The organism is Frigoribacterium sp. VKM Ac-2836 (assembly GCF_013248995.1).
Taxonomy (GTDB): domain Bacteria; phylum Actinomycetota; class Actinomycetes; order Actinomycetales; family Microbacteriaceae; genus Frigoribacterium.
On sequence record NZ_JABRPK010000001.1, the window covers coordinates 1,209,617 to 1,231,981 of the forward strand.

The 22,365-nt window shown below is 68.4% G+C and carries 23 protein-coding genes; 15 read left to right on the forward strand and 8 right to left on the reverse strand.

Translation table 11 applies throughout. From position 1 onward, the window contains the following. Positions 1-3: 3 nt before the first annotated feature. Together HRF36_RS05640 and lnt are read left to right on the forward strand one after the other, a co-directional pair. Complete coding sequence (locus tag HRF36_RS05640; RefSeq protein WP_173207358.1) at positions 4-2,499, forward strand: RNA helicase; 2,496 nt, start codon at positions 4-6, stop codon at positions 2,497-2,499. Between the two features lie 74 nt (positions 2,500-2,573). Continuing rightward, positions 2,574-4,220 (forward strand): apolipoprotein N-acyltransferase, encoded by a 1,647-nt coding sequence (gene lnt / locus HRF36_RS05645; RefSeq protein ID WP_173207361.1) that lies wholly within the window; start codon positions 2,574-2,576, stop codon positions 4,218-4,220. 67 nt (positions 4,221-4,287) lie between these two features. On the opposite strand, the gene HRF36_RS05650 is transcribed toward lnt, so the two are convergent. From HRF36_RS05650 to HRF36_RS05665, 4 genes are all read right to left on the reverse strand, one after another. Then, positions 4,288-4,653 carry an RNA polymerase-binding protein RbpA gene (locus HRF36_RS05650; protein WP_173207379.1) on the reverse strand — a complete coding sequence of 122 codons (366 nt, stop codon included), beginning with the start codon at positions 4,651-4,653 and terminating at the stop codon, positions 4,288-4,290. 116 nt (positions 4,654-4,769) lie between these two features. Then, positions 4,770-5,459 (reverse strand): glycerophosphodiester phosphodiesterase family protein, encoded by a 690-nt coding sequence (locus tag HRF36_RS05655; RefSeq protein ID WP_173208019.1) that lies wholly within the window; start codon positions 5,457-5,459, stop codon positions 4,770-4,772. A gap of 98 nt (positions 5,460-5,557) precedes the next feature. Continuing rightward, entirely contained in the window at positions 5,558-6,697 is a 1,140-nt protein-coding gene (locus tag HRF36_RS05660; protein WP_173207382.1) for an SPFH domain-containing protein, read from the reverse strand. A 4-nt stretch (positions 6,698-6,701) separates the two neighbouring features. Beyond that, positions 6,702-7,181 carry an NfeD family protein gene (locus HRF36_RS05665; protein WP_173207385.1) on the reverse strand — a complete coding sequence of 160 codons (480 nt, stop codon included), beginning with the start codon at positions 7,179-7,181 and terminating at the stop codon, positions 6,702-6,704. 125 nt (positions 7,182-7,306) lie between these two features. Between HRF36_RS05665 and HRF36_RS05670 the strand changes: the two genes are divergently transcribed. From HRF36_RS05670 to HRF36_RS05695, 6 genes are all read left to right on the forward strand, one after another. Beyond that, positions 7,307-8,074 carry an SDR family oxidoreductase gene (locus HRF36_RS05670; RefSeq protein WP_173207388.1) on the forward strand — a complete coding sequence of 256 codons (768 nt, stop codon included), beginning with the start codon at positions 7,307-7,309 and terminating at the stop codon, positions 8,072-8,074. A gap of 11 nt (positions 8,075-8,085) precedes the next feature. Next, positions 8,086-8,550, forward strand: a complete 465-nt coding sequence (locus HRF36_RS05675) for an NUDIX hydrolase (RefSeq protein ID WP_371740033.1) — start codon at positions 8,086-8,088, stop codon at positions 8,548-8,550. A gap of 157 nt (positions 8,551-8,707) precedes the next feature. Then, positions 8,708-9,211 carry a hypothetical protein gene (locus tag HRF36_RS05680; RefSeq protein ID WP_173207391.1) on the forward strand — a complete coding sequence of 168 codons (504 nt, stop codon included), beginning with the start codon at positions 8,708-8,710 and terminating at the stop codon, positions 9,209-9,211. Between the two features lie 12 nt (positions 9,212-9,223). Further along, positions 9,224-9,811: a GTP cyclohydrolase I gene (gene folE, locus HRF36_RS05685; protein WP_173207394.1), complete on the forward strand. Its 588-nt coding sequence runs from the start codon at positions 9,224-9,226 to the stop codon at positions 9,809-9,811. After that, a complete protein-coding gene (gene folP / locus HRF36_RS05690; RefSeq protein WP_371740034.1) occupies positions 9,804-10,745 on the forward strand; it encodes a dihydropteroate synthase in 942 nt (313 codons plus the stop codon). The genes folE and folP overlap by 8 nt, the downstream gene beginning before the upstream one ends. Further along, a complete protein-coding gene (locus HRF36_RS05695; RefSeq protein ID WP_173207397.1) occupies positions 10,742-11,506 on the forward strand; it encodes a pyrimidine reductase family protein in 765 nt (254 codons plus the stop codon). Before folP ends, HRF36_RS05695 begins: the two co-directional genes overlap by 4 nt. A 50-nt stretch (positions 11,507-11,556) precedes the next feature. On the opposite strand, the gene dhaM is transcribed toward HRF36_RS05695, so the two are convergent. The 3 genes from dhaM to dhaK are packed head-to-tail and all read right to left on the reverse strand — an operon-like array spanning position 11,557 to position 13,954. Continuing rightward, positions 11,557-12,243 (reverse strand): dihydroxyacetone kinase phosphoryl donor subunit DhaM, encoded by a 687-nt coding sequence (gene dhaM / locus HRF36_RS05700; protein ID WP_173207400.1) that lies wholly within the window; start codon positions 12,241-12,243, stop codon positions 11,557-11,559. Positions 12,244-12,245: 2 nt separating this feature from the next. After that, a complete protein-coding gene (gene dhaL, locus HRF36_RS05705; protein WP_173207403.1) occupies positions 12,246-12,896 on the reverse strand; it encodes a dihydroxyacetone kinase subunit DhaL in 651 nt (216 codons plus the stop codon). Between the two features lie 56 nt (positions 12,897-12,952). After that, a complete protein-coding gene (gene dhaK, locus HRF36_RS05710) occupies positions 12,953-13,954 on the reverse strand; it encodes a dihydroxyacetone kinase subunit DhaK (protein ID WP_173207406.1) in 1,002 nt (333 codons plus the stop codon). On the opposite strand from dhaK, the gene HRF36_RS05715 reads away from it, so the two are divergent. The 3 genes from HRF36_RS05715 to glpK all read left to right on the forward strand — a co-directional run bounded on the left by HRF36_RS05715 (position 13,941) and on the right by glpK (position 16,568). Beyond that, the gene (locus HRF36_RS05715) at positions 13,941-14,078 is read left to right on the forward strand and encodes a hypothetical protein (RefSeq protein ID WP_173207408.1); all 138 of its coding nucleotides are present in this window, start codon (positions 13,941-13,943) and stop codon (positions 14,076-14,078) included. The two genes, dhaK and HRF36_RS05715, sit on opposite strands and share 14 nt — an antisense overlap. Before the next feature lie 74 nt (positions 14,079-14,152). Beyond that, the gene (locus HRF36_RS05720) at positions 14,153-14,890 is read left to right on the forward strand and encodes an MIP/aquaporin family protein (protein ID WP_123517649.1); all 738 of its coding nucleotides are present in this window, start codon (positions 14,153-14,155) and stop codon (positions 14,888-14,890) included. A gap of 157 nt (positions 14,891-15,047) precedes the next feature. After that, entirely contained in the window at positions 15,048-16,568 is a 1,521-nt protein-coding gene (glpK, locus tag HRF36_RS05725; protein WP_173207411.1) for a glycerol kinase GlpK, read from the forward strand. 78 nt (positions 16,569-16,646) lie between these two features. On the opposite strand, the gene trpD is transcribed toward glpK, so the two are convergent. Continuing rightward, entirely contained in the window at positions 16,647-17,702 is a 1,056-nt protein-coding gene (gene trpD, locus HRF36_RS05730; protein ID WP_173207414.1) for an anthranilate phosphoribosyltransferase, read from the reverse strand. 105 nt (positions 17,703-17,807) lie between these two features. On the opposite strand from trpD, the gene HRF36_RS05735 reads away from it, so the two are divergent. The 4 genes from HRF36_RS05735 to HRF36_RS05750 are packed head-to-tail and all read left to right on the forward strand — an operon-like array spanning position 17,808 to position 22,052. Then, positions 17,808-18,452 (forward strand): heme-copper oxidase subunit III, encoded by a 645-nt coding sequence (locus tag HRF36_RS05735; RefSeq protein WP_173207416.1) that lies wholly within the window; start codon positions 17,808-17,810, stop codon positions 18,450-18,452. A gap of 21 nt (positions 18,453-18,473) precedes the next feature. Further along, positions 18,474-19,289, forward strand: coding sequence for a c-type cytochrome (locus tag HRF36_RS05740; protein ID WP_173207419.1), 816 nt, complete (start codon positions 18,474-18,476; stop codon positions 19,287-19,289). 37 nt (positions 19,290-19,326) lie between these two features. Continuing rightward, a complete protein-coding gene (locus HRF36_RS05745) occupies positions 19,327-20,394 on the forward strand; it encodes a ubiquinol-cytochrome c reductase iron-sulfur subunit (protein WP_043594939.1) in 1,068 nt (355 codons plus the stop codon). Beyond that, the gene (locus tag HRF36_RS05750) at positions 20,394-22,052 is read left to right on the forward strand and encodes a cytochrome bc complex cytochrome b subunit (protein WP_173208027.1); all 1,659 of its coding nucleotides are present in this window, start codon (positions 20,394-20,396) and stop codon (positions 22,050-22,052) included. The genes HRF36_RS05745 and HRF36_RS05750 overlap by 1 nt, the downstream gene beginning before the upstream one ends. The last annotated feature ends 313 nt before the right edge of the window (positions 22,053-22,365 follow it).

Here is a 22,365-nt window from a genome sequence, read left to right on the forward strand (position 1 = left end):
CCGATGAGCCGCGACCTCAGCCCGGCCGAACGCTTCGCGGCCGCCAAGACCCGCGTCCGGACGCCCAAGCTCGAGGCCTTCCGGTCCCGCCTGGGGTTCGCTCTCGACCCTTTCCAGGTGGCGGCGTGCGCTGCGCTCGAAGATGGTGACAGCGTCCTCGTCGCGGCGCCGACGGGTGCCGGCAAGACGCTCGTGGCCGAATACGCCATCCATCTCGCCATGCAAGACCCTCGGGCCAAGGTGTTCTACACCGCGCCCATGAAGGCCTTGAGCAACCAGAAGTTCCAAGAACTCGTGGCCGAGTACGGTGCGTCAGAGGTCGGGCTGCTCACCGGTGACACGAACGTGAACTCCCGGGCGCGCATCGTCGTGATGACGACCGAGGTCCTGCGCAACATGATCTACGCGGGGTCGGACATGCTGACCGACCTCCGCTACGTCGTCCTGGACGAGGTCCACTTCCTCGCGGACCGTTTCCGGGGCGCCGTCTGGGAAGAGGTGATCATCCACCTGCCCCTCGACGTCCGGCTCATCTCGCTCAGTGCCACGGTGTCGAACGCCGAGGAGTTCGGCGACTGGCTGCAGACCGTGCGGGGCAGCACCGAGGTCATCGTCTCCGAGGACCGCCCCGTGCCCCTCGACCAGCACGTCCTGGTCGGGGGCAAGTTCCTCGACCTGTTCGATTCGTCGGGACAGGCGGCGACCAACCGGGTGAATCCCGAGCTGCTCAGGGCTACCTCGCTCGGGCGGCGTGGCGGCCGCAGCGGCGGTCGACGCGACTCCTACGCCGCCGGCCGAACCGGCCCTCGAGGTCATGTGGTGCCCCCGACACAGGGCGGCCCCGGACGCCTCGACCGCTGGAAGATCGTCGAGATGCTCGACGACCAGAACCTCCTTCCCGCCATCTTCTTCGTCTTCAGCCGTGTCGGCTGCGACCAGGCGGTGTCCCAGGTGCTGCGGTCCGGCATCCGTCTGACGACCGCCGAACAGCGTCAAGAGATCCGCGAGATCGTCGAGGCCCGCTGCCGCACCCTTCGCGACGAAGACCTGGCCGTGCTCGGCTACTGGCGGTGGCTGGACGGGCTCGAACGGGGCGTGGCGGCCCACCACGCCGGCCTGCTGCCCGCGTTCAAAGAAGTCGTCGAAGAACTGTTCCAGAAGAAGCTCGTCAAGGTCGTGTTCGCGACCGAGACCCTGGCTCTCGGCATCAACATGCCTGCCCGCACCGTCGTGCTCGAGAAGCTCGAGAAGTTCAACGGCGAGGCCCGCGTGCCCATCACGCCCGGTGAATACACCCAGCTGACCGGCCGTGCCGGTCGTCGCGGCATCGACGTCGAGGGTCACTCGCTCATCCAGTGGCAACAGGGTCTCGATCCCCAGGCCGTCGCCTCGCTCGCCTCTCGGCGCACCTACCCGATGAACAGCAGCTTCCGACCGACGTACAACATGGCCGTGAACCTCATCGAGCAGTTCGGTCGATCGCGCACTCGCGAGGTGCTCGAGACGTCGTTCGCCCAGTTCCAGGCGGACCGCTCGGTCGTCGATCTCGCCAGGAAGGTCCGGTCCCAGCAGCAGTCGCTCGACGGCTACGCCGCGTCGATGGCCTGCCATCTGGGCGACTTCGGTGAGTACACGATGCTTCGTCGCGAGGTGGGCGACCTCGAGAAGCAAGGCGCGACCCGGGCCGACTCCCAGTCGCGGGCCGAGCGCGACAAACGTCAGCGCCGCATCGGCGAGCTCCGGCGGCAGGTCCGTCAGCACCCGTGCCACGCCTGCCCCGAGCGAGAGCAACACGCCCGCTGGTCCGAGCGGTGGTTCAAGCTCAAGAAACAGACCGATCAACTGTCGGCGCAGATCCGAAGTCGTACCGGTGCCGTCGCGAAGGTCTTCGACCGCGTCACCGACGTCCTGCTCGACCGTGGCTACCTCGTTCCGGCCGCGACGAGCACCGGAGGCGCGGGTCGCGTCCCGCGGGACGCCGAGGTCACCGTCGCCTCCGCCGGACGCACGTTGCGCCGCATCTACGGCGATCGCGACCTCCTGGTGGCCGAGAGCCTCCGCCTCGGCCTGTGGGACGAGCTCGACGTCCCGTCGATGGCCGCCATGGCCGCGACCCTGGTCTACGAGCCGCGCCGGGACGAAGGCCAACTCTCCGAACGGTTCCTGCCCCGGGGTGAGTTCCGTGCGGCCCTCGACGCGACCCAGCTGCTCTGGGCCGAGCTCGACGACCTCGAGCTCGAGCACCGTCTGCCCGGCAGCCAGCCACCGGCACCGGGCCTCGCCCTGGCGATGCACCGCTGGGCCCGAGGTGCCGCACTGGACTCGGTGCTCGACGACGCCGACCTCGCTGCCGGTGACTTCGTCCGCTGGACGAAGCAGACGATCGACCTGCTCGACCAGCTGTCGGTCGTGGCCGATCTGCCGGTCGGTCCGACGGCCCGGCAGGCGCTCGACGCCGTTCGTCGCGGCATCGTGGCCTACACCGCGGTCGGACCCTGAACCCTCTGCCAGCCGAGTCCCGACGGCTGCCGACGACGACCGGCTTCTCAGACGTCGCCACCTAGAATCACGGGGTGTCTTCCCGAGCATCCGACGTCCGACTGCCCCTCTGGCTAGCCTTGATCGTCGCACTCGGTGCCGGCGCGGTCCTCGACGGGGGATTCCCCGACGGTGACGTCTGGCCGTTGACGTTCGTCGGCATCGGGTTCGTCCTGCTGGCGCTCAGGGGTCGATCCGTCGGGGGTTCCTTCCTGGTCGGACTCGTGGCGGGTCTCTCGTTCTACTTGATCCACATCTCGTGGGCGACGCTCTTCCTCGGGGTCGTGCCCTGGGCTGCTCTGTCGACGCTCGAGGCACTCTTTTTCGCCGCTGGAGCCGTTCTCATCACCCTGGCGTACCGCTGGGTACCCCGCATCTGGCCCGGGGTTCTGGGTCGCACGGTCCTGCTTCCGGTCGTCGTCGGAGGACTCTGGACGCTCCGCGAGTTCATCGCCGGCACCTGGCCCTACGGCGGTTTCGCCTGGGGGAGGGTGGCGCTCAGCCAGTCCGAGAGCCCGTTCGCCGGTCTCGTCGCCTGGCTCGGTATCTCGGGCCTGTCGTTCTTGATGGTGGCGATCGTCGCCGCGCTGATACAGCTGGCCCTCCAGACGACCGTCCGGGGTTCGACCCGCGTGCTCGCGGGCGCCACCGTCGTGGTCGCTGCCCTCGCCGTCCCCTCCTGGCCGACGCACACCTCGGGCACGGCCACCATCGCCGCCGTCCAAGGTGACGGTGACGCGGGTTACTTCGCCGATCGACAGTACGGCGACCTGACCAACGCGCAGGTGCTCGCGATGAGCGACCTGCAGGCCCAGCTCGCGCAGCTGCCCGAAGACCAGCGATCCCTCGACATGATCGTCTGGCCCGAGGGGGGCAGCGATCGTGATCCCACTCGCGACGCCACGGGCCAGTACGTCTTCGACGCGATCTCCCGCGGCTACGACGCACCCCTCGTGTCGGGTGTCATCACCGAGAGCGACGACGGCGAGACCGTCTACAACTCGTCCCTCCTGTGGGCCGACGGCGGCGTGCGAGACCAGTACGACAAGAAGCACCCGGTCCCGTTCGGCGAGTACGTCCCCGACCGGGACTTCTGGCGACCGTTCGCCCCCGACCTGATCGACCTCATCGGGCGCGACTACACGCCGGGCACGCGGGACGAGGTCTTCGACCTCGGCGGCTTCCGAGCCGGCATCTCGATCTGCTTCGACATCGTCGACGACCAGCTCATCACGAACATGATGGACGAAGGCGCGCAGGTCATCATCGGCCAGACCAACAACGCGGACTTCGGCACCCGGCCCGGCCAGACCGATGAGAACGATCAGCAGCTCGCCATCGCCCGGCTCCGTGCGATCGAGACGGCACGACCGCTCGTCAACGTCTCGACCGTCGCCTCGACGCGCGCCATCGACGCCTCGGGCAGGACGACCGCCTCCATCCCCGACTACGAGCCCGGCACCATGGTCGCTGTCGTCGATCTGGGGACGGGCACGACACCCGCCGTCGTCGCCAGTCGCGCCATCGAGTTGCTCGTGTCGTTCTTCGGTCTCGCGATGCTGATCCTGTCCCGCCTGTTCGTCGGCACCCGCGGGTCGGCTCGTCGTCGACGACTCGACGAGGCGCCCGATCCGATCCTGCCCCGGTGGCGCGTCGTCGAGCGACGCCTTCCGGCCGAGTGAGACGACAGAAGGCCCGATCACCTCGCGGTGGTCGGGCCTTCTGATCCGATGTGGTGCCGAGCGGCCGTCAAGCGCCGATCTTGTGTTGACCCTTACGGGCCCGCAAGAAATCGAGTCGTTCTTGGAGAAGCTCCTCGAGCTCGTCACGGCTGCGTCGTTCGAGCAACATGTCCCAGTGGCTGCGGGGGACCTTGACGTCACCTGCGTCGATCTCGACCGGCTTGCCGTCGGCCGAGAGCAGGCGACCTTCCTGGCCGCTCTTGGGGGATTGCCAGATGTCCGGGATCTCGGCGTCCTCGGCGAACACCATGTCGAACGTCTGACCGTCGGTCGTCTGGTAAACGGCCTTCTTGCGGGGCGAGAACTCCACGCCCTCTTCGCTTTGCAGGCTCTGGCTGCCGAGCCTCATTCCGCGCAAACTGCGATCTGCCATTGTGTGGTCTCCTCTCGCGTTGCAATCACCCGTTGTAACCCGTTCTGGACCTCAGCCGTTCCGAGCCGCCCGATTTCACAGTCGCTTCACAGTGCCCGCGCAGCCCGTCGAGACATTCACCCGATGTGCCGACGCACCTCCTCGAGGGCCAGGTCGGCACGGTCCGTGACGATGCCGTGGACGCCCACGGCGAGCAGTCGCGCCATGTCCGTCGGGTCGTTGACCGTCCAGACATGGGTCTCGACCCCCAGGGCCGCCCACTCGGCGACACGTGCCGACGTGACGATGCGGACCGGACCCTTGCGCTCGGGTACCTGGACCGCGCCACAGCCCACCAGGGCACGCCGGACCAACGACCGTCTCAGCCTCGGGAAGGGGACGAGGCCCGCGGCCATCGCCGCGGCGATGCCCCGGGACGACGCCGACGTGGCGACTCCCGGTAGCGCCCGGACCGCCCGCCGGCGTCTCCGGTGGTCGAACGAGGTGATGAGGACGCGATCGGTCGCCCGGACGCGAGCGATGGCACGGACTGCGGGCGCCACGGCCTCGTCGGACTTGAGGTCGATGTTGAACCGGGTTTCGGGGAAGGCGTCGAGCGCCTCGTCGAGCGTGGGGATCTCGTGCTCACCGTCGAGACGGACCGCCCTGACGTCCGACAGGTCGAGGTCGAGGAGGCGCTGGTCCCGTCCCGTGAGACGCGTCAAGTCGGGATCGTGGCTGATGACCGCGATGCCGTCGCGTGTGGCGTGCACGTCCGTCTCGACGTACGTCGCCCCGGCCGACACGGCCAGCGCGAAGGCCGACATGGTGTTCTCCGGGGCCTCCACGGCCAGGCCCCGATGAGCGAGGACCCGGGGGCCGGCCGGGGCGAACCAGCCGGCCCGGACCGGGGGAGCTGACGGCACTACGAGGTCGCCGGGGGAGTGGTCGGCCCGGTGCCCTCGGCGCCCGTCTCGGGCGCCGAGCCGGCGGGGTCGACGGTGCCCGCGCCTCCGGCCCGGCCGCCGGGAGAAGTGGTTCCGGGTGTGGTGACCGTCGGGAACCCCAGGTCGGGTTCGGCCTCGAGGTCGACGGTCGACGCGAGGTCGGGTGTGACGTCCATCTCGGAGACCTTGGGCGCCTCGGTCGGGGTCCACCCGGGGGCGTTCGGGTCACGAGGTGCGAAGAAGCCCTGGCCGATGCCCTTGAGGGCCTCGGTGAGCTCGCTCGGGATGATCCACATGGTGTTGGCGGAACCGTCCGCGATCTTCGGAAGGGTCTGGAGGTACTGGTACGCCAGCAGCTTCGGGTCGGGGTCACCGGCGTGGATCGCGTTGAAGACCGTCGCGATGGCCTCGGCCTCGCCCTGGGCCCGCAGCACCTGGGCCTTGGCGTCGCCCTCGGCCTTGAGGATCGACGACTGACGCGAGCCCTCGGCCTCGAGGATCTGCGACTGCTTGGTGCCCTCCGCGGTGAGGATGGCCGCGCGACGACTCCGTTCGGCACGCATCTGCTGCTCCATGGAGTCCTGGATCGACAGGGGAGGGTCGATGGCCTTCAGTTCGACGCGGCCGACCCTGATGCCCCACTTGCCGGTCGCCTCGTCGAGCACGATGCGCAGCTGGCCGTTGATGTTGTCACGGCTGGTGAGTGCCTGTTCGAGGTTCAGCCCACCCACCACGTTGCGCAGTGTGGTGGTGGTGAGTTGCTCGACGGCCCCGAGGTAGTTGGCGATCTCGTAGGTCGCCGCCCGGGCGTCGGTCACCTGGAAGTAGACGACCGTGTCGATCGACACGACCAGGTTGTCCTCGGTGATCACGGGCTGAGGCGGGAACGAGACGACCTGCTCGCGCATGTCGATCAGCGGCCGCACTCTGTCGATGAACGGCACGAGCAGGTTCAGGCCGGGGGAGAGGGTCTTGTGATATCGCCCCAGGCGCTCGACCACTCCGGCGCTCGCCTGCGGGATGATGCGGACCGAGCGGAAGAGGATGACGAGGACGAGCACGACGACGATCGCGACGACCACGATGGTGACGACGGTGCCGGCACTGATGGTGTCCATGGCTTCAGGACCTCTCTGCGGAGGCGACGAAGGCCGTCGACCCCTCGATGGCTGTCACGACCACCGGGGACCCGGTGTCGAGTGCGATGTCGGCGCCCGCCGACGCCACGGGGGAGGACAGCACCCTCGCCGTCCAGGTCTCGCCGTTCGACAGCTTGACCTGGCCCGACCCGGCCCCGATCGGCACGACGACCGTCCCGCGCAGACCCAGGAGTGCCTCGACGTTGCTGGGGGTCGGATCGCCCCCGCGGCGCAGAGCCCGGAGCAGCGGTGGCCGCACGGTGAAGAGCAGCAACACCGCGAGCACGGCCGCGACGATCGCCTGCAACCACCACGGAGCGCCGAAGAGACCGGCCAGCAGACCGCCGACGCTACCGATGGCGAGCATCAGGAAGGTGAACTCGAGCGTCGTCACCTCGACGATGACGAACACCAGGATGAGCGCGATCCACGCGACCCATGCGTAATCGTTCAGGACGTCCACGTCGACCCTCTTTCGTTCCCCTGTTATGGAAACTACCACCCGCCACCTGTGCTGACGAGGGGGATTGGTAGGGTCGAGTCCGGCCCCCGGGCCGATCGATCCCCCCGCACAGTCTGGAGCACGTCTTGTCCAACCCCCTCGCCGCAGAGTCCCTCGCCGGAGCCCGAGTCCTGGTCACCGGGTCGTCCCGGGGGATCGGTGCCGACACCGTGCGCTACTTCGCCGAGGCCGGGGCCAAGGTCGTCGTGAACTACCGCAACAAAGAGAAGCGTGCGCTGCAACTCGTCGCGAAGATCGAGGAGGCCGGTGGTGAAGCGATCGCCGTCGGCGCCGATCTGACCGACGAGGACAGCCTGGCGACCATGTTCGCCACCGTGCGCGACGCCTGGGGCGGCCTCGACGTCCTCGTCATGAACGCCTCGGGCGGCATGGAGACGGGCATGGCAGAGGACTACGCGCTGAAGCTCAACCGCGACGCGCAGGTGGCCCTGCTCACGGCGGCCCTGCCGCTGCTCGCCCCGGGCTCGCGCGTCGTCTTCGTCACGAGCCACCAGGCACACTTCATCCGCACGACCGAGACGATGCCCGAGTACCTTCCCGTCGCCTTGAGCAAGCGTGCCGGCGAGGACGCCCTGCGCGAGATGCTGCCTCGACTCGAGGCGGCAGGCGTCGAGTTCGTCGTGGTCTCGGGCGACATGATCGAGGGCACCATCACGGCCACGCTTCTCGAACGGTCGAACCCTGGCGCCATCTCGTCGCGCAAAGAGAGCGCCGGCAAGCTCTACAACGTGGCCGAGTTCGCCGCCGAGGTCGCGTCCGCCGCCGTCGACCCCGTCCCGGCCGACCACACCCGGCTCGTGGGCGACGTCAGCGACTTCGCACCCATCGTCTGAGGCCACCCCTCGTGTCCGATCAGATCGTCCGTCCGACCTCCCGCCTCCTCGTCCTCGACGAGGACGACCGGTTGCTCCTGATGAAGACGGTCGCACCCGACTCGACCCGAGCCGCACGCTGGATCACGCCGGGGGGCGGAGTCGACCCGGGTGAGACGCACGTCGAAGCCGCCATCCGTGAACTCCGCGAGGAGACCGGCCAAGTCGTCACCGATGTCGGCGAGGTCGTGCGGGTGGACGACTTCGAGGTGACCTGGGACGACGCCGACCACACGCACGGGCACGCGGAGTTCTACGTCGTCCGTCTGCCGCATTTCGAGGTCTCCGACGACGGCTGGACCGACGAGGAGCGCACCGACATCCTCGAGTCGCGATGGTTCGGCCTGGACGACCTGACGACGACCGACGAGCCGGTCGAACCGGAAGACCTCGCCGATCTCGTGCGCCTGATCCTGTCCGACGCTTCCGCGTCCTGATCGTCGCTCAGAGGGGCACGATCCCGCCGAACGCTGGGCCACTTCTCGCCAGCAGCTGGGTCGCTGATAATGCACATTATGTCAAGAGACGAACGGAAGGGCCCGGGAAGCCCCCTTCGGTGATGCGCCCCCCGCCTCGGCGGAGTTTCCTGGGCGCATGACGACCGACACCCCGTCCCACACGCCACGCGACGACGCACACCGACGTCCTGACGGACTCGACGACGACACCGTCGCCGCGCTCGGTCAACTCTCGGCTGCACTCGAGATCGTCGAGCAGGCCCGGGGGTTCCTCTACGGCTTCCACCGGCTGACCGGCAAGGCCGACCTGGCCCTCGGTGACGCCGTCGACGCACTGCGGGACGCCGGCCACGCCGAGGTCGCCGACCTGGTCGAGCGCGACCTCGTCGGTCGCAACGTCATCGAGGGCCGGTGGACGTACCAAGTGGTCGAGGACTACGACGACGGGTACTACGCCACGTTCCGCCAACATGAACATAACATACGTCATTCTCTTGCCGGCGGCAAGAAGCACCTCTTCGAAGCCGAGATGAAGGAGGCGCGGCGCACGCACGGACGACGGCATCACGAGGCACTTCCCGGTGAGCCCCTGCCGGAGTCCGGTCCTGAGAGGAACGAGCCGGGAACCCCCGCGGCCTGAGAAGATGGCGTGATGACTCCCCCGCCGATCGACCGGGCCCGCATCGAGGCCGCCGTGCTCGAACTGCTCGCAGCCATCGGCGAGGACGTCGGGCGACCTGGGCTCGAGTCCACACCCCGACGGGTCGCGGACGCCTACTCCGAGTTCTTCTCGGGGCTGGGCGTCGACGCTGCAGATCTCGTCCGCCAGGCGACCGTCGCGGCAGAACCCCACCAACTCGGCGAGGTCGTGATCGTCCGCGACATCTCGTTCCGGTCGATGTGCGAACACCACCTGCTGCCCTTCGTCGGGGTCGCGCACGTGGCCTACGTGCCCGGCGAGACGATCGTCGGGTTGGGCGCACTCCCCCGGGTGGTCGACGCCTTGGCCTCGCGCCCACAATTGCAGGAGCGGCTGGGCGAGGAGATCGCGGACGCCGTCCAGGTGGGCGCCCGCCCCGACGGCGTGCTGGTGGTCCTCGACGCCGCGCACGGCTGCGTCACGACACGAGGCCCCCGTCAGACCGGCAGCACCACGGTGACGCTCGCGAGCCGCGGTGCCCTGTCCGAGCCGGCGGCCCGGGCAGAGGCCGTCGCCCTGATGGGCACCCTCCGTGTCTGAGTCGACGACCGAGCCCGGCAGGGTCGAGTCGACCGGGTTCGTCCTGCCGCCGTTGATCGCACCCCGACGGCGGATCGGGTCGCGGACCTTCGACTTCTCGCGCCAGGTCGCCGTGATGGCGATCGTCAACCGCACGCCCGACTCGTTCTTCGACCGGGGCGCGACCTTCGCGCTCGACCGCGCCGTGCAGGCCGCCGTCGACGCGGCCGAGGCGGGAGCCGACTGGGTCGACATCGGCGGCGTCCCCTTCGCCCCGGGGCCCGAGCTGTCCGCGGCCGACGAGCTCGATCGGGTCCTGCCTGTCGTGCAGGCCCTGGCGAGCCGGTCCGACGTCGTGATCTCGGTCGACACCTTCAGACCAGAGGTCGCCGAGCGCGCGATCGCCGCCGGGGCCCATGTCGTGAACGACACCACGGGCCTCCACGACCCGCGCCTGGCCGACGTGGTGGCCGACGGTGACGCCACGCTGGTCGTTACGCACAGCCTCGCGGCACCTCGACGGGCTCTTCCCCGCCCGCACTACGACGACGTCGTGACCGAGGTGGTGGAGTTTCTGGCCCGCCGGGTCGACGTCGCTCGCGCCCACGGTGTGCCCGACGATCGGCTCGTGGTCGACCCTGGGCACGATCTCAACAAGTCGACCCGGCATTCGCTCGAGCTCACCAGACGACTGTCCGAGGTGGCCGCCCTGGGGCACCCGACGCTCGCCGCGGTGTCCAACAAGGACTTCGTCGGCGAATCCCTCGGTCGCGACAAGCCCGACCGACTGGCCGGTTCACTGGCCGCGGCCACGGTCAGCGTGGTGCAGGGTGCCCGCATCGTCCGAATGCACGACGTCCGGGCCAGCGTCGACGCCGTCCGCATGGTCGAGGCGATCCTCGGTTGGCGCGACCCCGTGGTCGAACGGCACAACCTGACCGAAGGCCCGTCGTGAACGGCCCCGTGATCACCCGGCTGCACCCCGCCCCTCCGGTCGCCGGCACTCCGCTGACGATCGACGACCTCATCGAGCTGCACCGTCCCCGTGATCGGGCGACACCTCGCGTGCGGGCCAACTTCGTGGCGAGCGTGGACGGCTCGGCCACGGCTGCCGGGAGAACACGCGACCTGGGCGGACCGGCCGACCTCCTCGTCTTCGATCTGCTGCGCCGGCTCTGCGACGTCGTCGTCGTGGGAGCGGGCACGGTCCGCGACGAGGGGTACGGCTCGATGAGACTCGGCGACGACGCGGTCGCCTGGCGGCGCACGGCCGGCCTGCCCGACCATCCCGTCTTCGCCATCGTCTCGAGCGGCCTCGACCTCGACCCCTCGAGCGCGGTGTTCGCCGAGGCACCGGCCAGGCCTCTGGTCCTCACCCACGATTCAGCTCCGCGGGCGAGCCGCACCCGCCTCGACGAGGTCGCCGACGTCGTGTCGTGCGGTGGCGACCGGGTCGACCCGCGCCTCCTCGTCCGCGCTCTCGTCGAGCGGGGGCTCACGCAGATCCACACCGAAGGTGGACCGACCCTGTTCGGCGACCTGGTCGCTGCCGACGTCGTCGACGAGCTGTGTCTCACCGTCTCGCCGAACGTCGAGGGCGGGGCCGGTCCGCGCATCGTCGCGGCCCGTGAGGCCATGGCGCTTCGCGGCCTCGCCCTCGACCACGTCCTGCTGTCGGCGGACATGCTGCTGACGAAGTGGTCGCGACGGCGCTGACCTCGGCGGCTACCGACCCCGAGCTCAGGAGGCGCGGTGCAGGCGGGTGATCAGCTCGCCTTCTCGCCGAAACCGCCCTCGATCAGCGTGATGAGGTCGTCCACGGCGGCTGCGGCATCCGGGCCGGTCGCCATGACGGCCACCGTCGAGCCCTTGCCCACGTTCAATCCCATGATGCGCAGCAGGCTCTTGGCGTCCACCCCGTTGACCGTGACGTCGGCCTGGAACCGCGAGGCATGGGTGACGAGGTCGGCGGCCGGACGGGCGTGCAACCCCGAGGCGTTCACGAGGACGGCCGAACGTTCCACGGCGTCCCCGCCGCGCAGGTCGCGCTCGTCGGCGTGGGCGTCGGCGACGCCCGTGGCCGTGCGGGCCGAGGCGGCGACGGACTCGAGGTCTCCCCCGGTCTCGGCGGTGACGGCCGCGGCGACCGTGCCCTCCACCAATGGGGCGTCAGCGATCACGATGCGTTCCTTCTCGGCGTCGTCGAGGAAGTCGACCGCCGTCTCGCTCGTCAGGATGGCCGAGCCGAGGTCGCAGAGCACGACGGCGCCGCCACCCTTCGCCGCTTCGGCCAGCGCGGCGGAGATCTTGTCGAAGCTGGTGCCGATGGAACCGTCGTCGGCCCCTCCGGCGGCCACGATGGTCGTCGTGGGAGCCATCTGGCGGGCGAGGTCGACCACGCCCTCGGCGATCTTGACGCTGTGGGAGACGACGACGATTCCGATGGTGGGCATTCTCAGGACTCCTTGCTCGTGCCGTCGGCGGCGTCGGCCGCGGCGGCGATGATGAGGGACGACGACTGCGCGCCGGGATCGCGGTGACCCACGGCACGCTCGCCGAGGTAGCTGGCTCGACCCTTGCGGGCGACGAGGGGTTCGGTCGACGCGGCTCCGGCCGCCGCGGCGTCGGCTGCCGCGCGGAGGACCGCCGCGGGCGACGCCCCGTCGGCGGCGGCGGCGGTCGCCGCGTCGACGGCCGGCGTCCACGCGTCGATCATGGTCTTGTCGCCGACTTCGGCCTTGCCCCTGAGCACGACTCCGTCACGAGCCGCCGTCAGGAAGGCGACCAGCGCCTCCGCGTCCAACTCGGTGGCGTCGCCCAACGCGGCCGAGCCCTTGAGGTAGGCCGTGCCGAGCAGAGGGCCCGAGGCTCCCCCGACCGTCGAGATCAGGGTCGTGGCCACGAGCTTGAGAGCGGCTCCCGGCGTGGCGTCGGCGGGCAGGTCGGCGAGTCTGGCCCGGACGGCCGTGAAGCCCCGTGACAAATTCTCACCGTGGTCGCCGTCGCCGATCTGCCGGTCGAGCTCGCTGAGCGCCGTGTGCTCGACGGCGACGACGTCGGCCGTCCGGTCGATCCAGGCCCGGGTCCAGGTGCCGTCGAGTGTCATGCGGTGGTCGTTCCCTTCGTGATGCGATGGTGCGTTCCGGTGAGCGTGGGGCGAGTTCATCGTCCGCGGCGCAACGCCGCCGTCTCGACGGGCGCGTCCCAGAGTTCGGTCAGCTCGTCGTCCAGCCGGGTGAGCGTGATCGACATGCCCTGCATCTCGAGCGACGTGACGTACGAGCCGACGAGGCTCCTCGTCACCTCGATCCCCCGGCCCTCGAGGGCCTCGGCCGCTCGGCGATAGGCGATGTAGAGCTCGACGAGCGGCGTCCCTCCCATGCCGTTCACGAAGAGGAGCACCCGCTCACCGGAGGCAAGCCCGAGGTCGTCGGTGACGGCGTCGAGCAGGCGGTCCACGATGGCGTCGACCGGCTCGAGCGGGATGCGCTCGCGACCAGGCTCGCCGTGGATGCCGATGCCGATCTCGACCTCGTCGTCAGCCAGCGTGAAGCTCGGTTCTCCGACGTGGGGGACGGTCCCGGCGCTCAGTGCGACACCCATGGACCGGGTGGCCGCGTTCGTCCGTCGGGCGACCTCGGCCACGGCGTCGAGCGAGTCGCCCCGTTCGGCGGCGGCTCCTGCGGTCTTCTCGACGACGACCGTGCCGGCGACGCCTCGGCGGCCGGCGGTGTAGAGCGAGTCCTTGACCGCGACGTCGTCGTCGACGAGAACCGACCGCACCGTGATGCCCTCGGCTTCGGAGAGATCGGCAGCGGTCTCGAAATTCAACACGTCGCCCGTGTAGTTCTTGACGATGTAGAGGACGCCGGCACCCGCGTCCACCGCCTGGGTCGCGGCGACGATCGGATCCGGGGTGGGCGACGTGAAGACCGGGCCGGGCACGGCGGCGGACAACATGCCGAATCCGACGAACCCCGCGTGCAGTGGCTCGTGCCCGCTGCCGCCGCCGCTGACGATCGCGACCTTGCCCGGGACGGGGGCCCCGGCACGGCGAACGAAGGTCGGGTCGTGCGACACGACCACGAGGTCGGCGTGAGCCGCACCGAAGCCGGCGACGGACTCGTCGACGACGGCGGACGGATCGTTGATGAGCTTCTTCATCGAAGTACCTTTCTCGGCGCGGGAGACGGTGCTCGCGGGCACCAGGCTGCCGCTCAACCTACTCCCGGCGCGGACCGATGCACATATGTGCAAACACCTGATCTTTGCTTCTCATCTCGTGTGATCACAGCACTAAGGTGTTGACACACGCTCACCGCGGGTGCACTGTCGCCCCGCCGTACGACAAGGAAGGTCGACGTGAACCTGGGATTGATTTTTCTTTCAGAGACGGTGGGCACCGCATTGCTGCTCACCCTCGGTGGCGGCGTCGTCGCCAACGTCGCGCTGACGAAGACGAAGGGCTTCAACGGCGGGACGCTCATGGTCAACTTCGGCTGGGGCCTCGCGGTCTTCGTCGGAATCCTGGCCTCGTACTCGTCAGGGGCTCACCTGAACCCGGCCGTCAGCATCGCGCAGCTCATCCTCGGCAACATCACCTTCGCGGCGTTCCTCGTCTACGTGGCGGCGCAGATGGTCGGTGCGATCATCGGTGCCGTGGTCGTGTGGCTGGCCTACAAGCAGCACTTCGACGAAGAACCCGACCCGGCGACCAAGCTCGGCGTGTTCTCGACCGGTCCTGCGATCCGCAACTACGGCTGGAACCTCGTGACCGAGATCATCGGCACCTTCGTGCTGGTCTTCACGATCATCGCGATCACCAACGGCGCCTCCCCCAACGCCGCCAACCTCGGCCCGCTCGGCGGCCTGGCCGTCGCACTGCTCGTGGTCGGCATCGGCGCCTCGCTCGGTGGCCCCACCGGCTACGCCATCAACCCCGCCCGTGACCTCGGACCCCGCATCGCGCACGCGTTCCTGCCCATCAAGGGCAAGGGTGGCAGCGACTGGTCCTACGCCTGGGTGCCGGTCGTCGGCCCCCTCGTCGGTGGTGCCCTCGCGGCGCTGCTGTCCTTCCCCCTCCTCCCCCTCGCCGCCTGACTCGGCGACCCACTGATCGGTCGAGGACGGCTCCCCCGGGCCGCCCGACGCCGGTCGATCCACCCGCTCCCAGCAGAGGCTCGGGCCCGTCCGCTCGAATGGACCGACCCGAGCCTCCGTGCGAGCCGCATCCATCAACGACGAAGGAGTTCCACCCGTGAGCGACAACGACTACGTCCTGGCCATCGACCAGGGCACCACCAGCACCCGCGCCATCATCTTCGACCACTCGGGCTCGATCGTGGCCACCGGCCAGAAAGAGCACGAGCAGATCTTCCCCCGCGCCGGCTGGGTCGAGCACGACCCCGCCGAGATCTGGGAGAACACCCGTGAGGTCATCGGTCAGGCCCTCTCGCGTGCCGACATCACGCGCCACAACATCAAGGCCGTCGGAATCACCAACCAGCGTGAGACCGCCGTCGTCTGGGACAAGACCACCGGCAAGGCCGTCTACAACGCCATCGTCTGGCAGGACACCCGCACGCAGCCCATCGTCGACCGCCTGGCCGCCGACGGCGGCGTCGAGCGGTTCAAGCCCATCGTCGGCCTGCCGCTCGCGACCTACTTCTCGGGCACGAAGGTCGTCTGGATCCTCGAGAACGTCGAGGGCGCCCGCGAGAAGGCCGAGGCGGGCGACCTGCTGTTCGGCACGACGGACACCTGGGTCCTCTGGAACCTCACCGGCGGAACCGACGGCGGCGTCCACGTCACCGACGTCACGAACGCTTCGCGCACCCTCTTCATGGACCTCGAGACGCTGCAGTGGCGCGACGACATCCTCGAAGCATTCGACGTGCCCAAGTCGATGCTCCCCGAGATCAAGAGCTCGTCCGAGGTCTACGGCACGGTCGAGGCCTCGAGCCTGCTGCGCGAGGTGCCCATCGCGGGCATCCTCGGCGACCAGCAGGCCGCCACCTTCGGCCAGGCCGCGTTCGACCAGGGCGAGTCGAAGAACACGTACGGCACCGGTAACTTCCTGATCTTCAACACGGGTGAAGAGATCGTCCACTCGAAGAACGGGCTGCTCACGACGCTCGGCTACAAGCTCGGGGACGCCGCACCGCACTACGCCCTCGAGGGATCGATCGCCGTCACGGGCTCGCTGATCCAGTGGCTGCGCGACAACCTGGGCATGATCGGCTCGGCCCCCGAGGTCGAAGAGCTGGCCAAGACCGTCGAGGACAACGGCGGGGTCTACTTCGTCCCCGCGTTCTCGGGCCTGTTCGCGCCCTACTGGCGTTCGGACGCGCGAGGTGCCCTCGTGGGGCTCACCCGCTACGTCAACAAGGGCCACATCGCCCGTGCCGCCCTCGAGGCGACCGCGTTCCAGACCCGCGAGGTGCTCGACGCGGTCAACGCCGACTCCGGCGTCGACCTGACCGAGCTGAAGGTCGACGGCGGCATGACCGCCAACGACGCGCTCATGCAGTTCCAGGCCGACATCCTCGACGTCCCGGTGGTCCGCCCCGTGGTCGCCGAGACCACCGCGCTCGGGGCGGCCTACGCGGCCGGTCTCGCGGTCGGCTTCTGGGAGACCCTCGACGACCTTCGCGCCAACTGGCAGGAAGACAAGCGCTGGACCCCGAACATCGACGCCGACGAGCGTGACCGCACGCTGCGCCTCTGGAAGAAGGCCGTCACGAAGACCTTCGACTGGGTCGACGACGACGTCAACTGATCACCCGTGCGAAGGGCCCGTCCGACCGGACGGGCCCTTCGTCGTCCGCCCCCTCGGGACGAGGAGGCGCGGCGCGGCTCAGGAGGCGCGGGTGGCCGCCACCCACTGGTCCAGTTTCGCGATGGCCGCGCCCGTGTCGACGGCCCGGGCCGCGACGTCCAGCTGCTCGCGGAAACGGGTGAGAAGGGGCCGTTCGCGCTGGCCCGGGTCGGCCGCCAGCCCGTAGGACACCAGTCCGGCCGCGGCGTTGAGCAGAACGATGTCGCGGACGGGACCGCGCTCCCCCGCCAGGACCTCACGGGCGATGCCCGCGTTGTGCTCCGCGTCCCCGCCGACGAGGTCCGAGATGCGTGCGCGGGGGATGCCCAACTCGAGCGGATCGAGGTCGTGCTCGGTCACCGACCCCCCGGTGACCTCCCAGATGTGGCTGTGACCCGTCGTGGTCAATTCGTCGAGACCGTCGTCGCCACGGAAAACGAGGGCGGTCGCACCGCGCGTCTGGAACACACCGACGATCAGCGGCACCTTGTCGAGCGACGCGACGCCGACCGCGCTCGCCTCGGGTCGTGCCGGGTTCACGAGGGGACCCAGGAAGTTGAAGACCGTGGGCACCCCGATCTCGCGACGGACGGCGGCCGCGTTGCCGAAGCCCGGGTGGAAGGCAGCGGCGAAAGCGAAGGTCAGCCCCGCCTCTCTCAGGACCTCCGCGACGCGCTCCGCCCCGATGCTCAGGTCGATCCCCAGGGCCGCGAGGACGTCCGACGAACCCGACGACGAACTCGCTGCTCGGTTGCCGTGCTTGATCACCGGGACACCGGTCGCGGCCACGACGACCGAAGCCATGGTGGAGACGTTGACGGTACCGAAACGGTCACCGCCCGTCCCGACGATGTCGACCGCCATCGTGTCGACGGGAAGGGCGACGGCATGGGCGAGCACGGCGTCGCGGAAGCCCACGATCTCGTCGACGGTCTCCCCCTTCGCCCGCAGGGCGACGAGGAAGGCCGCGAGCTGCGCCGGGGTGACGTCACCCGTCATCACCTGTTCCATCGACCACGTGGCCTCACTGATCGAGAGGTCGCGACCGGCGAGGAGCGCGTCGATGATCAAGGGCCAGGTGAGCTCGGAGGTCATGGGCTCAGGCTACCGGCGGCACGGGTGCGCTCCGATGTCTCGGCGTCAAGGGAAATTCCCGACCCGGGGTTTTGAGCGCAAACCCAGGGCGACTTACCAGGCATAATGGACCTCGTGACAAGTACCTCTCTCTCGAGACCTTCTGGCGGCCCCGTCGTCAATCGACCCAGCACGGTTGCCGTGGGCACCATCGTGTGGCTCGGCAGCGAGGTCATGTTCTTCGCCGGCCTCTTCGCGATCTACTTCACGCTCCGCTCGACGTCTCCCGGCCTGTGGGCCGACCAGACGGCCCTGCACAACGTGCCGTTCGCTCTCACCAACACGATCACCCTGGTGCTCTCGTCGGTCGCCTGCCAGTTCGGCGTCTTCGCCGCCGAGCGCATGCAGCCGCACCGCACCGGTCGCCTCTTCCAGGTCGGCCGCTGGGGCATGGTCGAGTGGTTCTTCCTCACCTACGCGATGGGCGCGGTCTTCGTCTGCGGTCAGGTGTACGAGTACGCGACCCTCATCTCCGAGCACGTCACCCTCAGCTCGAGCGCCTACGGCTCTGCGTTCTACATGACGACCGGCTTCCACGGAGCCCACGTCATCGGCGGTCTCATCGCCTTCCTCCTCACCATCGGCCGTGCCTACGCCGTGAAGAACTTCGGGCACAAAGAGGCCACCACGGCCATCGTGGTGTCGTACTACTGGCACTTCGTCGACGTGGTCTGGATCGGCCTCTTCATCGTCATCTACCTCCTCAAATAGGCATTGGATCGTCTGCACAGCATGTTCTCCAGAACCTCGTCAACCCGACGCACCAAGAAGGCCGGCCGTCGCGGCCCCGTCGCCACAGCTTCCCTTCTCCTCGTCGGTCTGCTCACCACGGGTGGTGCCTACGCACTCTTCTCCTCGACGGCCTCGGCGGACGAGAGCAGCGCGACCGCGACCTCGCAGCAGAGCATCGACGAAGGCCAGAAGCTCTTCGCCTCGAACTGCGCGACCTGCCACGGGCTGAGCGCGGCGGGCACCGACAGCGGGCCCAGCCTGATCGGCGTCGGCGCCGCCTCCGTGGACTTCCAGGTCGGCACCGGTCGCATGCCCATGGCCGTCAACGGCCCGCAGGCCGAGCAGAAACCCACGCAGTTCTCCGACGAGCAGGTCGCTGCCATGGCTGCCTACGTCGCATCGCTGGCCCCCGGTCCCGCGATCCCCGACGAGTCACTGCTCCAGGCCGACGGAGACACGACCAACGGTGCCGAACTGTTCCGCATCAACTGCGCCATGTGCCACAACGTGGCTGGTGCAGGTGGCGCCTTGACGCAGGGCAAGTTCGCCCCTGCACTCGACGGCGTCACCGCCCACCACATCTACGAGGCGATGCAGACCGGCCCGCAGAACATGCCGGTCTTCAACGACCTCAACCTGTCGCCCCAAGACAAGGCCGACATCATCACGTACCTCAAGTACGTCGAGAACAACCCGTCGCCGGGTGGATTCGAGCTCGGGAGCCTCGGCCCCGTCGCCGAAGGTCTCTTCATCTGGATCTTCGGGCTCGGTGCGATCGTCGCGATCACCATCTGGCTGACCGCCCGGTCGAACTGACCCGCGTTCTCTCCGTACTTCACGAAAGGCAGAATCAATGGCAGAGCACGACGACGAGGCCCCCACGGCGGGCTCGGCTGTCGAGAAGCGCGAGCCTCGACAGGTCTCGGCCGGCACGGCGGTCGTGACTTCCGACGTGTTCCAGAACCCGGGCGAGCCGCCGCACCGCGATCGGGTCACCGACATCGACCCCAAGGTCGAGAAACGTGCCGAACGTCAGGTCAGCCTGTTCTTCTTCCTGTCAATCGTGGGCAGCATCGCCGCCATCGGCGCATACGTCGCCTTCCCGATCACCTCCGGCGATTCGGGATCCGTCCGTCTGAACAACCTGTTCCTCGGTCTCGGTATCGCCCTCGGCCTCCTGTCCGTCGGCATCGGTGCCGTGCATTGGTCCAAGACCCTCATGCCGGCTCGCGAGATCACCGAGATGCGCCACGACACGCGTGGCTCCGAGCCGACGCGAGAGAAGGCCGTCGAGGTCTTCGCACTGGGCAACCACGAGAGCGGCTTCGGTCGTCGATCGCTGATCCGCAACAGCTTGATCGGGGCCCTCGTCGCGACGCCGTTGCCGGCTGTCGTCCTCTTCCGCGACCTCGCACCGGCCGAAGACCCCAACGCGGTCCTCCGCCACACGCTGTGGGAAGAAGGCATGCACCTCGCCGCCGACCCCTCCGGCACCCGGATCAAGGCATCGGACGTCACCCTCGGCTCGGTGTTCCACGTCATCCCCGAGAACCTCAACGAATCAGAACACCTCCTCGAAGAGAAAGCCAAAGCGGCCGTCCTTCTCATGCGCCTCAAGCCGGAAGATCTGAACCCGGCCGAGGGACGCGAAGACTGGCAGTACGACGGAATCGTCGCCTACTCCAAGATCTGCACGCACGTCGGGTGCCCCGTGGCCCTGTACGAGCAGCAGACACACCACCTGCTCTGCCCCTGCCACCAGTCCACGTTCGACGTGACGAACAACTGCGAAGTCATCTTCGGGCCCGCCAAGCGCCCCCTGCCGCAGCTGCCCATCACCGTTGACGCCGACGGGTACCTCGTCGCGCAGAGCGACTTCCACGAACCTGTGGGCCCGAGCTTCTGGGAGCGCGAAAAGTGATCACCACCACCCCGGCACAGGGTGCCGAACCGACCACGTCCGACAACATCGGCAAGGCCCCCGCCTTCGCCCCGACGAAGACCAACAAGTTCCTCGGCGCCACGGCGAACTACATCGACGAGCGCACGAGCATGTCCGGTCTGGTCAAAGAGGTGGGTCGCAAGATCTTCCCCGATCACTGGTCGTTCATGTTGGGCGAGGTCGCGCTGTACTCGTTCGTCGTCATCCTGCTCTCGGGTACGTTCCTCACCTTCTTCTTCCAGCCGTCCATGGCCGAGGTCAACTACAACGGTTCTTACGTTCCTCTCAAGGGCCTCAACATGTCGGCCGCCATGGCGTCGACGCTCGACATCTCGTTCGACATCCGCGGTGGTCTGCTGTTCCGCCAGATCCACCACTGGGCCGCCCTGCTGTTCGTCGCGGCCATCATGCTGCACATGCTGCGTGTCTACTTCACCGGCGCATTCCGCAAGCCCCGAGAGATCAACTGGGTCGTCGGCTTCACGCTGTGGATCCTCGCCATGGCCGAAGGCTTCACCGGTTACTCGCTTCCCGACGACCTGCTCTCGGGTAACGGAGCTCGAATCATCGACGGCATGATCAAGGGCATCCCCGTCATCGGCGTCTGGATCTCGTACCTGGTGTTCGGTGGGGAGTTCCCCGGCACCGACATGGTCGGGCGTTTCTACTCCCTGCACATCATGTTGCTGCCGGCTCTGCTGATCGCCCTGCTGGGTGTTCACCTGCTGCTGTTGATCATCAACAAGCACACGCAGTTCGCGGGTCCGGGCAAGACCAACCAGAACGTGGTCGGTGTTCCCGTGATGCCGGTGTTCGCTGCCAAGGCCGGTGGCTTCTTCTTCATCGTCTTCGGTGTGATCGTGCTGATCGCGTCCTTGTTCACGATCAACCCCATCTGGAACTACGGACCGTACGACCCCTCCCCCGTGTCCGCGGGTACGCAGCCCGACTGGTACATCGGCTTCGCCGACGGCGCCCTGCGACTCGTCCCGCCGGGCTGGGAGTTCGTGGCCTTCGGCTACACGGTCTCGATGAACATCCTGGTGCCCATCACCGTCCTCGGTCTCTTCATCGTCGTGGTCCTGCTGTATCCGTTCTTCGAAGCCTGGGTGACCGGTGACAAGCGAGAGCACCACATCCTCGACCGACCCCGGAACGCCCCGACGCGCACCGCGATCGGTGCCGCGGGCATCGTGTTCTACGCCAGCCTCTGGGCGGCGGCGAGCTCGGACATCATGGCGACACACTTCCACCTGTCGTTGAACTACGTGATCCACGCTTGCCAGGCAGCGTTGATCCTCGGCCCGTTCATCGCCTTCTGGGTGACCAAGCGTGTCTGTCTCGCCCTGCAGAAGAAGGATCGCGAGATCGCCCTGCACGGGTACGAGTCCGGTCGCATCGTTCGCCTGCCGGGTGGCGAGTACATCGAGGTGCACGAGCAGCTCGACGAGTACGAGCGTTGGCGCCTGCTGGACTTCAATGAGTACGAGCCCCTGATGGTCCGTCCGAATGCCAACGGCAAGATCACGGTCCTGCAGCGCGCCCGTGCATCTGCATCGTCGTTCTTCTTCGAGGACCGCATCGCTCCCGTCAAGCGTTCCGAGATCGAGTCGTCGCATCACGACGAAGGTCACTGACCTTCACGACTCCCTGGGCCCGGTCGCACACCATGTGCGGCCGGGCCTTCGGCGTGTGGGCGGAGCCACTCCCAGAGCCTCGCTCAGGGACGCGATCGGTGCCGACTCGGCGACTCGACCGTCGGCCACAGCAGGGCCAAGGGCCGGACCCGTCGTGGTTCAGCGCTTCACCTGCGAACCCGTTCTCACCTGCCCCGGTCAGCGATCCCCGTGACGACGCTCGTGTCCGTATCGACACGGACATGGCCTGGGTGCGGCTGCAGGAGGCTCACGGGGAAGATGGCGCAGGCACGACCTCCGCCACTCAGGTGCC

Bases quoted from the DNA above. Each gene is read 5' to 3' on its own strand.
- HRF36_RS05640 (WP_173207358.1), top strand. From the start codon at position 4: ATGAGCCGCGACCTCAGCCCGGCCGAACGCTTCGCGGCCGCCAAGACC.
- HRF36_RS05650 (WP_173207379.1), bottom strand. From the start codon at position 4,653: ATGGCAGATCGCAGTTTGCGCGGAATGAGGCTCGGCAGCCAGAGCCTG.
- HRF36_RS05655 (WP_173208019.1), bottom strand. From the start codon at position 5,459: ATGTCGGCCTTCGCGCTGGCCGTGTCGGCCGGGGCGACGTACGTCGAG.
- HRF36_RS05660 (WP_173207382.1), bottom strand. From the start codon at position 6,697: ATGGACACCATCAGTGCCGGCACCGTCGTCACCATCGTGGTCGTCGCG.
- HRF36_RS05680 (WP_173207391.1), top strand. From the start codon at position 8,708: ATGACGACCGACACCCCGTCCCACACGCCACGCGACGACGCACACCGA.
- folE (WP_173207394.1), top strand. From the start codon at position 9,224: ATGACTCCCCCGCCGATCGACCGGGCCCGCATCGAGGCCGCCGTGCTC.
- dhaM (WP_173207400.1), bottom strand. From the start codon at position 12,243: ATGCCCACCATCGGAATCGTCGTCGTCTCCCACAGCGTCAAGATCGCC.
- dhaL (WP_173207403.1), bottom strand. From the start codon at position 12,896: ATGACACTCGACGGCACCTGGACCCGGGCCTGGATCGACCGGACGGCC.
- HRF36_RS05715 (WP_173207408.1), top strand. From the start codon at position 13,941: ATGAGCTTCTTCATCGAAGTACCTTTCTCGGCGCGGGAGACGGTGCTC.
- dhaK (WP_173207406.1), bottom strand. From the start codon at position 13,954: ATGAAGAAGCTCATCAACGATCCGTCCGCCGTCGTCGACGAGTCCGTC.
- trpD (WP_173207414.1), bottom strand. From the start codon at position 17,702: ATGACCTCCGAGCTCACCTGGCCCTTGATCATCGACGCGCTCCTCGCC.
- HRF36_RS05735 (WP_173207416.1), top strand. From the start codon at position 17,808: ATGGACCTCGTGACAAGTACCTCTCTCTCGAGACCTTCTGGCGGCCCC.
- HRF36_RS05740 (WP_173207419.1), top strand. From the start codon at position 18,474: ATGTTCTCCAGAACCTCGTCAACCCGACGCACCAAGAAGGCCGGCCGT.
- HRF36_RS05745 (WP_043594939.1), top strand. From the start codon at position 19,327: ATGGCAGAGCACGACGACGAGGCCCCCACGGCGGGCTCGGCTGTCGAG.